At 41.9% G+C, this 16,572-nt stretch carries 12 protein-coding genes and 4 tRNA genes; 1 reads left to right on the forward strand and 15 read right to left on the reverse strand.

Annotated features, from left to right (window positions below; genetic code table 11):
* The first annotated feature begins 16 nt into the window (after positions 1–16).
* Entirely contained in the window at positions 17–1,297 is a 1,281-nt protein-coding gene (locus Xentx_RS10210; RefSeq protein WP_074020143.1) for an HlyC/CorC family transporter, read from the forward strand.
* 211 nt (positions 1,298–1,508) lie between these two features.
* On the opposite strand, the gene luxS is transcribed toward Xentx_RS10210, so the two are convergent.
* The 15 genes from luxS to proB form a co-directional block, all read right to left on the reverse strand.
* Positions 1,509–2,024: an S-ribosylhomocysteine lyase gene (luxS, locus tag Xentx_RS10215; protein ID WP_074020144.1), complete on the reverse strand. Its 516-nt coding sequence runs from the start codon at positions 2,022–2,024 to the stop codon at positions 1,509–1,511.
* A 162-nt stretch (positions 2,025–2,186) separates the two neighbouring features.
* Entirely contained in the window at positions 2,187–3,746 is a 1,560-nt protein-coding gene (gshA, locus tag Xentx_RS10220) for a glutamate--cysteine ligase (protein ID WP_074020145.1), read from the reverse strand.
* Positions 3,747–3,940: 194 nt separating this feature from the next.
* Positions 3,941–4,017 (reverse strand) — tRNA-Arg (locus Xentx_RS10225).
* Between the two features lie 85 nt (positions 4,018–4,102).
* Positions 4,103–4,179: transfer RNA gene (locus tag Xentx_RS10230), tRNA-Arg, on the reverse strand.
* Between the two features lie 85 nt (positions 4,180–4,264).
* Positions 4,265–4,341: transfer RNA gene (locus tag Xentx_RS10235), tRNA-Arg, on the reverse strand.
* Positions 4,342–4,349: 8 nt separating this feature from the next.
* A tRNA-Ser gene (locus tag Xentx_RS10240) sits at positions 4,350–4,442 on the reverse strand.
* A 454-nt stretch (positions 4,443–4,896) separates the two neighbouring features.
* Positions 4,897–5,082 (reverse strand): carbon storage regulator CsrA, encoded by a 186-nt coding sequence (csrA, locus tag Xentx_RS10245; protein ID WP_010845367.1) that lies wholly within the window; start codon positions 5,080–5,082, stop codon positions 4,897–4,899.
* A 248-nt stretch (positions 5,083–5,330) separates the two neighbouring features.
* Positions 5,331–7,958, reverse strand: coding sequence for an alanine--tRNA ligase (gene alaS / locus Xentx_RS10250; RefSeq protein WP_074020146.1), 2,628 nt, complete (start codon positions 7,956–7,958; stop codon positions 5,331–5,333).
* A gap of 342 nt (positions 7,959–8,300) precedes the next feature.
* Positions 8,301–9,377, reverse strand: coding sequence for a recombinase RecA (recA, locus tag Xentx_RS10255; RefSeq protein ID WP_074020147.1), 1,077 nt, complete (start codon positions 9,375–9,377; stop codon positions 8,301–8,303).
* A 103-nt stretch (positions 9,378–9,480) separates the two neighbouring features.
* Positions 9,481–9,984 (reverse strand): nicotinamide-nucleotide amidase, encoded by a 504-nt coding sequence (gene pncC, locus Xentx_RS10260; protein ID WP_074020148.1) that lies wholly within the window; start codon positions 9,982–9,984, stop codon positions 9,481–9,483.
* Between the two features lie 25 nt (positions 9,985–10,009).
* Entirely contained in the window at positions 10,010–11,206 is a 1,197-nt protein-coding gene (gene lplT, locus Xentx_RS10265; RefSeq protein WP_074020149.1) for a lysophospholipid transporter LplT, read from the reverse strand.
* A 4-nt stretch (positions 11,207–11,210) separates the two neighbouring features.
* Positions 11,211–13,361, reverse strand: a complete 2,151-nt coding sequence (gene aas / locus Xentx_RS10270; RefSeq protein WP_074020150.1) for a bifunctional acyl-ACP--phospholipid O-acyltransferase/long-chain-fatty-acid--ACP ligase — start codon at positions 13,359–13,361, stop codon at positions 11,211–11,213.
* 133 nt (positions 13,362–13,494) lie between these two features.
* Positions 13,495–14,019, reverse strand: coding sequence for a shikimate kinase AroL (aroL, locus tag Xentx_RS10275; RefSeq protein WP_074020151.1), 525 nt, complete (start codon positions 14,017–14,019; stop codon positions 13,495–13,497).
* A gap of 165 nt (positions 14,020–14,184) precedes the next feature.
* Positions 14,185–15,438, reverse strand: coding sequence for a glutamate-5-semialdehyde dehydrogenase (gene proA / locus Xentx_RS10280; protein WP_074020152.1), 1,254 nt, complete (start codon positions 15,436–15,438; stop codon positions 14,185–14,187).
* Between the two features lie 29 nt (positions 15,439–15,467).
* Complete coding sequence (proB, locus tag Xentx_RS10285; protein ID WP_139292479.1) at positions 15,468–16,571, reverse strand: glutamate 5-kinase; 1,104 nt, start codon at positions 16,569–16,571, stop codon at positions 15,468–15,470.
* Between the last annotated feature and the right edge of the window lies 1 nt (position 16,572).

The raw sequence follows: 16,572 nt of genomic DNA on the forward strand, positions 1-16,572 counted from the left end.
AGGAAGGAATTCTGTTTTGGAGAACATCTCAACAAGTACACTGATTATAATTCTTGTTGTCATGGTGATTGTTTCAGCTTATTTCTCTGCCTCAGAAACTAGCATGATGACAATCAACCGATATCGTCTACGCCATTTGGCTAAACAGGGGAGCAATCCCGCACGTAGGGTTGAATCTCTGCTGCGTCATCCAGACAGACTTATTAGCTTGATCCTTATCGGTAATAATCTTGTCAATATCTTGGCGTCCTCTCTTGCTACTATCGTTGGTATGCGGCTCTATGGCGATGCCGGTGTTGCTATTGCAACAGGTATACTCACATTCATTATTCTCATTTTTTCTGAAGTAATGCCAAAAACCATCGCAGCGCTTTACCCTGAAAGAGTTGCATTCCCAAGTAGCTTCTTGTTACGCCCACTAGAAAAAATTATGCTGCCTCTTGTTTGGTCATTTAATAGGATCAGTTTGCTGTTTATGCGCTGTTTGGGTATCAAAACTTCTAATATCCGCAGTGATGCCGTTAGTAAAGACGAGCTACGCACAATTGTAAATGAGTCAAATGCCAATCTATCACGCCGCAATCAAGATATGCTGCTCTCAATATTAGATCTTGAGAAAGTCACCGTTGGTGACATTATGATCCCACGTAATGAAATTGTCGGTATTGATATTAATAATGATTGGAAGTCCGTTATCAGGCAACTGACACACTCTCCACATGGACGCATTGTGTTATATCGGGACTCTCTTGATGATGCTATCGGTATGCTCCGAGTGCGTGAAGCTTATCGACTAATGATGGAGAAAAAAGAATTTACAAAAAGAAATTTACTCAAAGCCGCAGATAAAATCTATTTCATCCCAGTTAGCACGCCATTAAATATCCAGCTTATTAACTTCCAACGTAACAAACAAAAAGCTGGCCTAATCGTTGATGAATATGGCGATATTCAAGGATTAGTGACTGTCGAGGATATTTTGGAAGAAATTGTCGGAGATTTTACCACCTCCATGTCGCCAACTCTAGCAGAAGAAGTTCTTCCACAAAGTGACGGAACCGTTCTGGTTGATGGCACAGCCAATATCCGTGAATTAAATAGGGCTTTCGGTTGGGCGCTTCCCGAAGACGGTCCAAGGACAATGAATGGAATGATTCTGGAAGAGCTAGGTGAAATTCCCGAATTAAATGTTCAAGTGAAAATTAGTGAATACAATTTTGAAGTTCTTGCAGTACACGATAATGTTATCAAACAGGTTCGTGTCACACCAATGAAAAAAATACAGAACAAAACATAGATCTGATAAATAATCTAACCATCATAATACATTCAGGTTAAAAATATCCAATCTCATCAGTCTAGGCAATTAAGAGCAGAAGAGTTAAATTTTATTAATTATTATCTTTTCCTCCAGTTTGTTATACGTGGATTTTTAAATAATTAGAGAGAAAAGAACACCAATACAGGACTAGCAGAATAAGCTAGCCCTGCAATAAAATAAAGTGAGTTTAAACCTGAAGCTCCACAAGTTTTTCTTCAGGCAATGCCAATTCATCGTTATAATTGACACGAACACCTGAATCAATAATACACTGAGCAATATCTTGAGCTTCTTTCAATGAATGCATTTCATATGTACCGCACTGATAAATGTTCAATTCTGGGATCTGGCTCTGATTTTGAACTTTTAGCACGTCTTCCATTGCAGCTTTCCAAGCCTCAGCCACCCTCAATTCTTCCGGAACACCGATCAAGCTCATATAAAAACCAGTACGACATCCCATTGGAGAGATATCAATGATTTCAACACCATCACCGTTCAAGTGATTGCGCATAAAACCTGCAAACAAATGCTCAAGTGTGTGAATACCTCGTTCTGGCATCACCGCTTTATTAGGAACACAAAAACGTAAATCAAATACTGTAATAGTATCACCATGAGGCGTTTTCATTGTCTTGGCAACTCTAACAGCAGGTGCCGCCATACGAGTATGGTCAACTGTAAAACTATCCAACAAAGGCATAATACTACCCCCTAAGGTATCAGATTTTTTACGAAGATTTTTTCAGATAAATGAAACCTTTTCATTTGCGGCTGGTCATAAGATATGAAGACGCGCAAAATTGTTATCATCCCTATTCTCTAAGATGTTTTATTTGGCCACCAGTGGTGGCCATTTTCTTTTTTAACGCCCTGCATGAAGCTGTAAATACTCTTCAAAACTCATGTTATCTTGCTGTTCAAGGCCATGCTGATGTGATACAGAAACGTCACGCTCAACAGAAAAATTTTCATCATTCAAAATTGAATAATGCTCTTCAACCAATTCGTTATGATACTGCCCTGCCAGTTCCAACCCAAAACCAACTATCCCCTGAGATTTCATCTTGTCCAAGACACGCGCTGAAAACGTCAGTGATGGATTTTCAAACATATTAACCAATTCTTTACAGACTGATTGATATTGAGTTCCTGAACAGGCATCCAGAATTGCAGCAACTCGCTCTAAATCCCTGAATAATTCCTGTCCTACGATCTTAAGAGGCTGTTGCTCAACCCCATAACCAAGGTCAATAGATAACCCAGGTTTGCGCCCTTCTAAGATAACCTTGTTCCAGTTTCCACGGCAATATGCAAGCTCCTCATTTCCCATTTCAGGAGCATCAGCTAGAACACACCATATCAAGAATAAGTCAAGAAAACGAATTTGCGTCTCATCAACCCCAATGGAAGCAAAAGGATTAATATCTAGAGAACGCACTTCAATATACTCTATACCCCCTCTCAACAAAGCATCTGAAGGAGATTCTCCCTCTTTCGTGACTCGTTTTGGACGTATTGGTGCGTACAACTCATTTTCAATTTGAAGAACATTAGTGTTGAGCTGTAAGTACTTATCTCCTTTTTTGATACCGATTGCCGCAAATTCTTCAGATGGCTTATGAATTGCTTTCTTAAGTCCCTCTACATAGGTATGAAGATGATTAAAAGTAATATTCAGATCACTTTGTGATTTGTTGGTATACCCAAGATCACTCATCCTCAACGACGTCGCATAAGGCAGATAACAAGTCCCTCTTTCTGTTTCCTCAAAAGATAATGCTGTATTTCTCCCACTTAAGAATGAAGAACAAATTGCCGGTGATGCACCAAATAAATAAGGGATAACCCAGCCAAAGCGGTAATAATTGCGGATTAAACGAAAGTAGCCATCTGAAATCTGCTCTTTTCCTGTTTCGGCGTCTTTAATACCCAACCGTGCCTGCCAAAAACTCATTGGCAGAGAAAAGTTATAATGTACACCAGAAATTGTTTGCATTAGTGCGCCATAACGGCTCTTTAATCCTTCACGGTACAAAGTTTTAAAGCGACCCAAGTTAGACGTACCATATTGAGCCAAAGTGATATTTTCTTCTTCGTCGATAAAACATGGCATACTTAAAGGCCACATTTTTTCATTGCTCAGATTCCGGGCGGTATAGATATGCAAATCTTTAAGGAAGGCAATGGTTCTATCTATATTGCTATCAACAGGGGTAATAAACTCCAATAGAGATTCAGCAAAATCAGTTGTAATCCATTTATGCGTTAAAGAAGCACCAAGTGATTTTGGATGCTCCGTCTTAGCTAAATGACCGTCTGGAGTAACACGCAATGTTTCACGTTCAATGCCACGACAAATACCGTTTAATACAGTAGGATTTGCTTCTAACCATGACAATGCTTTTGATACGTCCGGGATCAATTTGTCCTCCCGTGGAATTTAAGAGATTATTACTAAAAGTTTACTTTATATGAAACAAGTCAAGTTGTCGCTGATTACATAGAGGTGGCAACGCACTACAGCCCAAATTATAAACAGAGTTAATGAAACAAATGTTATATTTGAACGGAAATAAAAAGAAAAACCCCTGCCTTGATAAGGCAGGGGTTCTGATCTGGTGCATCCAGGAGGATTCGAACCTCCGACCGCTCGGTTCGTAGCCGAGTACTCTATCCAGCTGAGCTATGGATGCGTTGTCGATTTTCTATTTCTATTCAGGCGCTATTGGTTGCCTGACTTTATAGAACTTGGATACCCCAAATTCGGGATATATAAAATGGTGCATCCAGGAGGATTCGAACCTCCGACCGCTCGGTTCGTAGCCGAGTACTCTATCCAGCTGAGCTATGGATGCGTCGTCAATGTTCTACTTCTGTTCAGGCGCTGTTGATTGCCTGACTTTATAGAATTTGAATATCCCAAATTCGGGATATTTAAATTGGTGCATCCAGGAGGATTCGAACCTCCGACCGCTCGGTTCGTAGCCGAGTACTCTATCCAGCTGAGCTATGGATGCGTATTAAATGGCGGTGAGGGAGGGATTCGAACCCTCGATGCAGCTCTTAACCACATACTCCCTTAGCAGGGGAGCGCCTTCAGCCTCTCGGCCACCTCACCATTTTTAAACCCTGCGACTTATAAGTTTCCACTTTGTAGCTCTTCGAATATTCACTTCCGTTATTTACTCAGAAGCTTTTCATCAAGCTCTTCGTCGCTGCGATGGCGCACATATTACTTTCCCCGCCTGATAAGTCAAACAATTTTTCTCAACTTTTTTCCGTTTGAACACTTAACACGCAAAACGCTTGGTTTAACATCTAAGTGGCTGTTTTATAAACAGTGAAATTATCTAAAAACCGTTAAAATTTATGAAAATGATTATTCCTCTCTATGGCCTCATGAACGACGCTTTTTCAACAGATAGAAAATAAAAAGACATGAGAGAATAGAATCAAGGTATCAAAAAGAGATAAACATAGCAGGGTTACAAAACAAGAAAGTAGAAAAAAGAAGGCAAAAGGAAGTAGAGTAGCGCCCAAGTCTTGAAAAAAGCATGGACGCCATTCTTGAATTAAAAAGTTGTAGGCTGAGATTTTTCCGCCTGAATCCGTTGATAAATTTCTTCACGGTGAACAGAAACTTCCTTGGGCGCATTTACACCAATGCGAACTTGGTTGCCTTTAACTCCCAGTACTGTGACTGTTACCTCATCGCCTATCATGAGCGTTTCACCAACTCGACGAGTCAGAATAAGCATTCTTTGCTCCTTGAAAATTTAAAAGAGTCGGGTCTCTAGGTTTCCCCGCTATTATCCATCAAACACCGTGAAAACGTAAAGCAATGATATCTACTTAAAGTATAAGTAGTTTTGAACACATTTCTTATATCTATAGGATAGCTAAAATATAAGCATGCGCCCAACATTTCAACAATTTCACAACAAAAAACATCGGCACCATAAAAAAACACTTTCATGGTGCCACTCACTGCTCACGGCAATACCAACTATAACCGCAATGTTACCCACTCTTCTACACTAGCTAATGCGGAAGGAAGAGCTGTTACATCAGTCCCGCCAGCCTGAGCCAGATCAGGACGACCTCCTCCTTTACCTCCAACCTGTTGGGCAACAAAAGAGATTAAATCGCCTGCTTTTATTCTAGCAGTCAAATCCTTCGTTATACCAACAATTAGGCTGACTTTATCACCAGTCACTGTAGAAAGCACAATAATTGCTGATCCTAACTGATTTTTTAGATCATCAACCATCGTTCTGAGCATTTTCGGTTCTATATCACCTAATTGTGTTACTAGTAGACGAACGCCTTGGATTTCTTTGGCTTGATTAGCCAAAGAGGAACTTTCCTGAGCTGCTTGTTGAGATTTCAAATGTTGCAACTCTTTTTCCAACTGTTTCGTTCTGTCCAGTGTCGTTTTCACTTTCTCATTCAGGCTACTGATATCACCTTTCACCAGATGAGCGATGTCTTGCAGTAAATCAGCCTGTTGATAGACAGAGTTTAGCGCAGTTTGCCCCGTAATGGCTTCAATACGTCGAATCCCTGCTGCTGTACCTGATTCACTAGATATACGGAACAACCCTATATCACCTGTGCGATTCGCATGAGTACCACCACATAGTTCGGTAGAAAAACTTCCCATGCTAAGTACACGTACCTTTTCGTCATATTTCTCACCAAACAGCGCCATAGCACCTTTAGCTTTTGCTTCTTCTAGCTCCATTAATTCTGTAACAATTGGTGAATTTTTGCGAATCTCTTCATTCACCAAGTTTTCGACTTGACGGATCTGTTCTAGCTTCATGGCTTCAAAGTGAGAGAAGTCAAAACGCAGATACTTATCATTTACCAAAGAGCCTTTCTGGGCAACGTGTTCTCCCAAAATTTGACGTAATGCCGCATGTAATAAATGGGTCACTGAGTGATTCAAACGGATCGCATCTCTGCGTACCACATCAATTTCAGCACTAACTGTATAATTAACGCTCAATTTACCACTTGTCAATTTACCAATGTGACCAATTGCCTGAGTATATTTTTGTGTATCGATGACTTCGAAGACACCATTGTCATTCGATAATTTACCCGTATCACCAACCTGTCCACCAGATTCAGCATAGAAAGCAGTTTTATCAAGTATAACAATCGCCTCTTCACCAGCGTGAATTTGCTCAACAGCTTGGCCATTGCGGAAGATAGCGATAACATCAGCTTGCTGTGAATTATGTTCATAACCACAAAAATCACTACGTCCATCAACTTTGATCAATTCATTGTAATCTGTACCAAAGCCACTGGATTCACGAGCACGACGACGCTGGTTTTCCATCGCTGCATTAAAACCAACTTCATCAACTTTGATATTACGTTCGCGGCAAACATCCGCAGTCAGGTCAACAGGGAAACCATAGGTATCATACAAGCGGAAAGCGATTTCACCGTCGAGAATATCACCAGATAATTTAGTCAGCTCTTCATCCAGCAACTGCAAGCCACGTTCCAAAGTACGAGCAAACTGTTCTTCTTCTGTTTTTAATACCTGCTCAACCAAAGCTTGCTGCTGTTTCAGCTCTTCACCAGCCGCTCCCATGAATTTAATCAGTGGTGCAACTAGCTTGTAGAAGAAGGCCTCTTTTGCCCCCAACATGTTGCCATGACGAACAGCACGACGAATAATACGGCGAAGTACATAGCCACGGTTTTCGTTGGATGGAATAACACCATCGCAAATCAAGAATGCACATGCACGGATATGGTCTGCAACAACACGCAGAGATTTATTGGTAAGATCTGTTGCTCCTGTCACTTCTGCAACCGAAGCAATTAAGTTTTGGAATAGGTCAATCTCGTAGTTGGAATTAACGTGCTGCAAGACAGCTGTGATACGCTCCAGCCCCATACCGGTATCAACTGAAGGTTTTGGCAACGGTTCCATAGTGCCATCAGCATGGCGATTGAACTGCATGAAAACGATGTTCCAAATTTCAATATATCTGTCGCCGTCTTCCTCTGGGCTGCCTGGAGGGCCTCCCAAAATATGCTCACCGTGGTCGTAAAAAATTTCCGTACAAGGACCACATGGGCCAGTCTCCCCCATTTGCCAGAAATTATCTGACGCATATGGAGCACCTTTATTATCGCCTATACGAATGATTCTTTCTGCCGGAACATCGACCTCTTTATACCAGATGTCATAAGCTTCATCGTCTGACTCATAGACAGTAACCCACAGTTTTTCTTTTGGCAGGTTAAACCACTCTTCGCTGGTCAGTAACTCCCATGCATATTTAATTGCATCTTGTTTAAAATAATCGCCAAAACTGAAGTTACCCAACATTTCGAAGAAAGTGTGGTGACGGGCTGTATAACCCACATTTTCTAAATCGTTATGCTTACCGCCAGCACGAACGCAGCGCTGAGCCGTTGTTGCTCTAGAATAAGGTCTATTATCCAATCCTAGAAAGACATCTTTGAACTGGTTCATCCCTGCGTTGGTGAACAACAATGTTGGATCATTGGTTGGCACCAACGAGCTGCTTGGTACTATCTGGTGCCCTTTAGTATGAAAAAAGTCAAGAAACGCTTGACGGATCTCAGCGGTGCTTTTGCTCATAATTGTCCCGAAATCAAGCTGAAAAAACAGATCTATGAATGGATAAGGTGGTATATCGCATCACCATTTCAACTCACGAATAAATTAAAGTAGGGTTAAGATAGAGTGTCTTCCATAAGAAGTAAAATCCCATATAAATCCATTCGCTTTCCAGCATTGTAATTCGTCTAAGGATTTTCTGAAAGTCTGTTCGTTACACCTGTTTCAATACGCCTATTTCAAGGATGTTTATTTCCTTTATGAAAACAGATGTAAAAATAAAAACCACACCCGATATGGATGTGGTTTTTAAAAGCCAAATTAGCTCGGTATTATGATTAAATATGGAAGTCGAATAATTAATTAAAATTCTTCGTGGTTCACTTCTTCGCCATTATCTTCATAATCTGTCACATAATCCGTAGCTGCACTACTGAACTCACCTGTATTATTCAACAGTAAATCGCGCAATTTCTTATCCAACTCGGATGCAATTTCTGGGTGTTCTTTCAGGTACATAGTGGCATTGGCTTTACCTTGTCCAATTTTTTCGCCACTGTAGCTATACCATGCACCTGCTTTTTCCACCATCTTGTGTTTAACACCCAGATCAATCAATTCACCAAAAGTGTTAATACCTTCACCATAGAGAATTTGGAATTCGGCTTGTTTAAATGGCGCAGCAACCTTGTTCTTGACTACTTTCACACGCGTTTCACTACCAACCACTTCGTCGCCATTTTTCACTGAACCAGTACGACGAATATCCAAACGGACAGATGCGTAGAACTTCAGCGCATTACCACCAGTGGTCGTTTCAGGGTTACCAAACATCACACCAATTTTCATGCGGATTTGGTTAATAAAGATCAACAGAGTATTCGAGTTTTTCAAGTTCCCTGCTAACTTACGCATCGCTTGGCTCATCATACGTGCAGCCAGGCCCATATGAGAGTCGCCGATTTCACCTTCAATTTCTGCTTTTGGAGTTAATGCTGCAACAGAGTCAACAATAATCACATCAACAGCACCAGAACGTGACAAGGCATCACAGATTTCCAATGCCTGTTCGCCAGTATCAGGCTGAGAACACAACAGATTATCAATATCTACGCCCAGTTTTTTCGCATAAACTGGATCAAGAGCATGTTCGGCATCAATAAAAGCACAAGTTCTGCCTTCTCGCTGGGCAGCGGCAATGACTTGCAATGTCAGCGTTGTTTTACCGGAAGATTCTGGCCCGTATATTTCAACAATACGACCCATTGGCAAACCACCCGCCCCCAATGCAATATCCAGTGACAGGGAGCCGGTAGAGATGGTTTCAACATCCATTGAGCGGTTTTCACCTAAACGCATGATGGAACCTTTACCAAATTGTTTCTCAATTTGGCCCAGCGCTGCTGCTAGTGCTTTTTGTTTGTTTTCATCGTTAGCCATGTTTACTCCTTCGCAAGCAATGAAGGGGCTGCCTCACTGCTGATAAGCTGTTTCTGATACCAAAGTGCTGTATGATTATACTGTATAATCATACAGCATCAAGCTAATTTTTTATGATTTCATCCAATACGGTTTTTAAAGAAAAAATGACGGCTTGTAGACGCACAGCATTGCGATCACCCGGAAAATGCTGGCGATATAATACAGTCTGGATGTTTTCATTAACGTAAAAGGCAAACCCAAACCAAACCGTGCCAGTCGGTTTTTCTTCACTTCCCCCTTCTGGTCCAGCAATGCCACTGACAGCAACAGAAACGTCTGCCTTAGCAACAGTTAATGCCCCTGTAGCCATCTCTTTTACGACTTGCTCACTTACTGCACCAAATTTCGCCAATGACTCTGGTAAGACGCCCAACATTTCATGCTTAGCATCATTACTGTAAGTCACAAAACCACGATTAAAATAGGCCGAACTTCCCGCAATATCTGTGATCACTTTAGCTATCCAACCTCCTGTGCAAGATTCTGCGCAGGTCACGGATAATTTTTTCTGTTTTAATCTCTTTCCAAGTTCAATACTAAGCTGATTCAGGATTTTTTCATCCATAACAGGCCTTCAATTCTATAAGAAATTAATTTTTCCGAAGCAGATCCCAAATCCATAGCCCCCCAATTGCCAAAGAAAGCAAGATACCAAAACCAATGCCAACAGTAACAACCGAGGCTCCCGACATCACGGAAACCGAATACAGTCCCAGCATTACCAGCATGGCACTATTTTCGCCCAGGTTTTGCACAGCAACGGCTTTACCTGCCCCCATCGAATGCTTCCCATGTTCTTGTAATAGCGCATTTAATGGAACGACAAAAAGCCCACCAAATACTCCAAGGATGATCAAAATTAAGTAGGAAAATACTATTGATTGCTGAGTAGCAAAAAGAATGACCATGAACCCAATTAAGATCCCCGCTGGCATACAGCGACGCACGGTTTTCAATGTAATAAACTGCGCAGCTAAGCCTGCTCCAACAATAATACCAATCGCAACTACTGCATTCATCAATGTAGGAGTTGTATTGCCATCAATCCCCAGCACAACAGGAACCCATGCGACTAACAGGAAGCGCAGCGTAATACCTGCTCCCCAAAATAGGCTAGTACCTACCAGTGAAAAACGCGTTTCCTGATTACGCCAAAGTGAAGCACAAACCATCATGAAATCCACCAACATTTTTTTGGGATTCCAACCCTTGCCTTCACGAGCCGCCGCCAAACGAGGTATAAAGAAATTAGATACGACTGCGATACCATACAATAAGGCACAAAGCCCTAATGCCAGTACTAAACTCGCATCAGAAAGGAAACCGCCAACAACTGAGCCAATCAGGATAGCTACAATGGTAGAAGCTTCTATCATGCCATTGGCTTTTACCAAACGCCCGTCATCTGTCAACTCTCCTAAGATCCCATACTTGGCAGGAGAATAGGTTGCAGCCCCAATTCCCACTAAGGTATATCCCAGAAAAGGATTCATATCGATGCAGATGCTGATGGCTCCAAGCAATTTAATACCATTAGAAAAGAGCATGACACGCCCTTTTGCAAACCGATCAGCAATTTGCCCTACAAAAGGGGCAAGTATGATATAAGTCAGGACAAAAACAATTTGCAGTGCTGGCCAACTCCATTCAGGATAAGACTCTGCCTTCAATTGGGCTAAAATGGCAAAAAACAAAGCATTATCAGCAAAAGCAGAGAGAAATTGTGACAACAATACTGATTTCATTCCACGGGTCAGTAATGGTTGTTTCTCTACAATGATATCCATTTCCTTACTCCTGTTCAGCCATTTCTCTTAGGGTGACAAAATCCGGTTTGCCACTGCCGAGCAAAGGAAGTTGCTTCACATAACGAATATCTCGTGGAACCGATAACTCAGACATCCCTATTTCACGTGCTGCTCCCAACATTGTATTTCTATTTAAATTCGCATCTGTTGTGAACAATACCAGTGCCTCGCTTTTGCTTTGATCACCTCTGGTTGTAACCGCATGTAGCGCATCAGTAGAAACGTGAAAGGCTATTTGTTCTACCGCTTCGAGAGAAATCATTTCTCCTGCAAGTTTGGCAAATCGTTTCGCTCTCCCTTTGATCGTACAGAAACCTTCTTCATCAATAGAAACAATATCTCCGGTATCATACCAACCAATTTGATTACTCCCTTCTGCATCTTCCGCAGATGGTGACTCCAAACGATCAGGTGCTTCAACTCGCAGATATCCTTTCATGACATTCGGCCCACGTAGCTGTAAACGGCCTCCTCCCTCAATACCCTGTATAGGCAGCAAACGAGCTTCCATACCAGGTAAAATCCGCCCAACTGTTCCCGTTTTTGCCGCCATCGGTACATTGATTGCCACTATCGGCGCACATTCAGTTACCCCATAACCTTCCAAAATACGGATACCGAATTTATCTTGCCAAACTCGCTTGGTGTTTTCTGACAGTTTTTCTGCTCCGGCCACCACATAACGCAGACGGGCAAAATCATAAGGATGGGCAAAACGAGCATAATTATCCAAAAAAGTCGACGTTCCGAACAGTACAGTACAATTTTGGTCATAAACCAATTCAGGCACAACACGATAATGTAAAGGATTTGGATAGAGGAATACGCGACTGCCTGTCATTAATGGAGTAAATAGACCAACTGTTAGACCAAAGGCATGAAACAGAGGTAAGGAAGACATAAAGCGATCCAGCGGAGTAAAATCAGCAATTGTTTTTATCTGTTCAACGTTCGCTAATAGGCTAGTATGGCTATGAACAACGCCTTTAGGTATACCTTCTGAGCCTGACGTAAACAGAATCAATGCATCATCATCCGGTTTTTGCGAAGTTAAAATGGCTTTGGAAGGGAAAATCAAATGCCACAATATCCAAAGCTTATCTTCCCACGTTATTGTGTCCTTTAAATCTTCGAGATATACCCAATTGACTTCAGTCAATTGTTCTGGCAGATGAGCTAATTGCCCGTTTTCCAGAAATTGGCGGGATGTTACGATGGTTTTAATGGTTGCCGCCTGCATAGCATATTTAATGCCACTGCTTCCTGCCATATAGTTCAAAAGGGCGGGCACTCGTCTTTTTAACGAAGCACCATATAGGGTAGCAGCCATCACAGTCGCATTTGGCAACAGTAGACCAATTCGTTCACCTTCTTGTGTAAAGCGTTCTAATATCCGGCTGATATTCAATATTTTTTTCAGTAATGAATGATAACTATCTTCTTTAAAGCTCACATCTTCAATGCAAGGCTTAAAACGGCCAAAGCGTGTTTGCGCAGCCAAGTAAGCGCTGAATAACGTTTCCTTTGGGCGCGTCTGCATTCTCACTTCCATCATAATGGCATGGAGGTGTTCTCCTACCAAACGACGGCGTGTTGTTGAATCAGGTGCATCGGGCATTGGCAGATCGATGGCGGGTAAAATCTTGAGAGTGATTTTCGGGAACCAATGCAATTTCATAATTCCTTTTAACCGACCAAAAACTGTTTGCTCTGCACCATCAATTCGGATTGGTACTACTTTTGCTCCTGATTTCGCGGCAATAAAAGCAGCGCCATCATAAATTTTCATAAGGGAACCAGTTACGGTGATCCTCCCTTCAGGGAAAATCACAATCGGACGCCCTTTGTCCACTTCTTTCACCAATGTCCTGACTGCCATTGAGTTAGTAGGATCCAGAGGTACAATATCTGCATAAGGCTTGATAAATTTGAAAAAACCGCAGGTCGCAATATTAGAATAGATAGCAAATACTGGCTTTATCGGCAAAAATAACCCAATTAACAGGCCATCCAGAAACGAAACATGATTGGGAGCAATAATACATTTGGGGTGTTGTTGTAACTGTTTAGTATCACCTTCGATTGTAACCCTAAAGAGTATACGAACAAGCGGCCGAATAAAATTTAAGAGCATATCCATATCTCAAATATAATTAGTAAAATTAAAGTGAGTAAATAGAGTGATACTATAAGTTGTACAGAAAATTTGTTATATCAGATTTTTTCGCCAATTAGAAAATAAACGCAAACGACGTTGATATATCAAATTAATCTTTTTTATGGTTTAAAATGAAAGACTTAACGTGAAATACGATATCTTCTGTTGCAAGATTGGCATTGACAATAAAATCGGCACACTCTCGGTATAATGGCTCTCTTTCAATCAATATTCCTTCCATTTCTTCTATGATGGACTTTCCTGTTAGGCTAGGACGCTGTGTATTTTCTGGATTAAGGGATAATCGCTTACTCAAAACTTCCGCAGATGCCTGTAAATAAATCACAATACCATTGTGTTGCATATATTGGCGATTCTCAAGCGATAACACCATTCCTCCACCTGTTGAAATAACATGTTCACTCTGGTTAACCGCTTTCAACGTTTGACTTTCTAATTTTCTGAAATGTTCCCAGCCATATTGTTCAACAAGATCAGCTATCGTCATTTTACTCATGGTCTGGATACTTTCATCGGTGTCAATAAATTTATACGACAGCGCTTCAGACAACAACTTACCTATTGTCGTCTTCCCTGCACCTCGTGCACCTACGATGAATAGAGTTTGTTTCATTTCATTGTTTTCCCAAAGAGTCTTAAAATTAAGCCTAAGCACAAAGTATAGTAACTAAATATTTACACTAGTGTAAAAAGGTATTTTTGATGGATTAAAAAGTCACACTTAAAATTAAGTGTGACTCAACATAGTTCAATAAAATCTAATTAAAGTAGGATATAGTCAACTCCGAAGCAAATAATTACCATAACCAATCCACTTATACGTTGTCAGTGCATCAAGCCCCATTGGACCTCGTGAGTGTAATTTTTGAGTGCTGACAGCCACTTCAGCCCCTAAACCAAATTGTCCGCCATCAGTAAAACGCGTGCTTGCATTCACATATACTGCGGCTGAATCCACATTGCGCACAAAGTAATCGGCTTGCTGCAAAGATTCCGTCAGGATCGCATCGGAATGGGCTGTGCCATAAGTACGAATGTGCTCAATAGCTCGATCGATATCACTGACAATTTCCACATTCATATCTAAAGATAACCATTCATCACAGTAATCTTCCTCTGCCACTTCAACGACAGTTGCAGAGCCACCTTGCAGCAATGCCATCGCTGATTTGCTTGCGTGTAATGTCACTCCCTGCTCTTTCATTTTGGTACTTAAAACTGGCAGGAAATCGGCTGCTATTTTTTCATGTACCAATAATGTTTCCAATGAATTACAAGCGCTTGGACGCTGAACTTTCGCATTAGTAATGATTTCCAGCGCTTTTTCAATATTGATAGTTTCATCCACAAATGTATGACAGACACCAATACCACCAGTAATCACGGGAATAGTCGATTGTTCTCGGCATAACTTATGTAACCCAGCTCCACCTCGAGGGATCAACATATCGACATAACGATCCATTTTCAGCAATTCAGCCACCAATTCACGATCAGGTTTATTGATAGCCTGAACCGCAGCAGCCGGCAATCCGCTTTGTTCCAATGCCTGCTGTATGACTTTAACCATAGCTTGATTTGTATGGTGAGTCTCTTTGCCACCACGCAGTATCACTGCATTACCTGTTTTCAGACATAACGATGCCACATCAATGGTAACATTCGGGCGAGCTTCATATATCACGCCAATCACGCCCAACGGAACTCGGCGGCGGCTCAATTGCAATCCATTATCCAATAATTGCCCATCAATGACTTGCCCTACAGGATCAGCCAAACGACAGACTTGGCGCACGTCGTTAGCAATGGCATTCAGCCGTTCTGATGTCAGTAATAACCGGTCGAGCAGCGCTGCACTCATCCCCTGTTCACGGGCTTGCTTCATATCTTGCTGGTTAGCAGCAAGAATCTCTTCAATCTCCGTCTCCAACAAATCAGCAATGTGATTCAACGCTTGGTTTTTCTGGTTGCTACTCAATTGTGCCAATTGCCACGATGCTGCTTTGGCTGCTTTTCCCATCTGCTCTAGCATGGTGAAATCCTTAACTCACGATCAATTCATTAAATTACGATCAAATCGTCACGATGAACCGCAACAGCGCCATATTCATAACCCAGTATCTGGCTAATTTGCTGTGAATGATGGCCTGCAATCAGGCGTAACGCATCACTGTTGTAACGGCACACACCGTGAGCCAAATCTTTGCCCGATAAGCTACGGATACAAATAACTTCACCGCGGGAAAAATCACCTTTAACGTTTTTGATCCCTTTTGGTAGTAACGAACTGCCTTTCCCAACAATTGCCGCTTCCGCGCCATGATCGACTATAATTTCCCCCGCCGGAGGTGCCCCAAAAATCCAGCGCTTACGGTTTTCCATTGGGCTAGTCAGGCCATGAAAGCGTGTTCCAACCGATTTTCCTGCAATTACATCAGCAATAACATCCGGCCTATTACCTGCGGCAATAATGACATCAATTCCAGCACGTCCAGCCACGCCTGCCGCCTGAAGTTTTGTTGCCATTCCTCCCGTACCTAACCCCGAAACACTGTCTCCGGCCATTGTTTTCAGCTCATCACTGATGTCATGCACTTCAGGGATCAATTTTGCATCAGGGTTACTACGAGGATCTGCGGTATAAAGCCCTGCTATGTCTGTCAGAAGCAACAATTTATCCGCACTACCCAAAATAGCAGCCAGTGCAGAAAGATTATCATTGTCACCCACTTTAATCTCTGCTGTCGCAACGGCATCGTTTTCATTAATAATGGGAATGATGTGATTATCAAGCAAAGCCTGAAGAGTATCCCTTGCATTCAGGAAACGCTCACGGTCTTCCAAATCTGCACGGGTCAGGAGCATTTGCCCAACGTGAATACCATAAATAGAGAAAAGTTGCTCCCACAATTGGATCAGGCGACTTTGCCCAACGGCTGCCAGCAATTGTTTTGAAGCAATAGTTGCCGGAAGATCAGGGTATCCTAAATGCTCACGTCCAGCGGCAATCGCACCAGAAGTCACAATAATAATGCGATGACCTTTTTCATGCTGTTGAGCACATTGACGAACCAGTTCCACAATATGGGCACGATTCAAACGACGAGAGCCACCGGTCAATACACTCGTTCCCAGTTTTACAACCAATGTTTGGCTGCCATTCATC

Source organism: Xenorhabdus thuongxuanensis (assembly GCF_001908095.1).
Taxonomy (GTDB): Bacteria; Pseudomonadota; Gammaproteobacteria; order Enterobacterales; family Enterobacteriaceae; genus Xenorhabdus; species Xenorhabdus thuongxuanensis.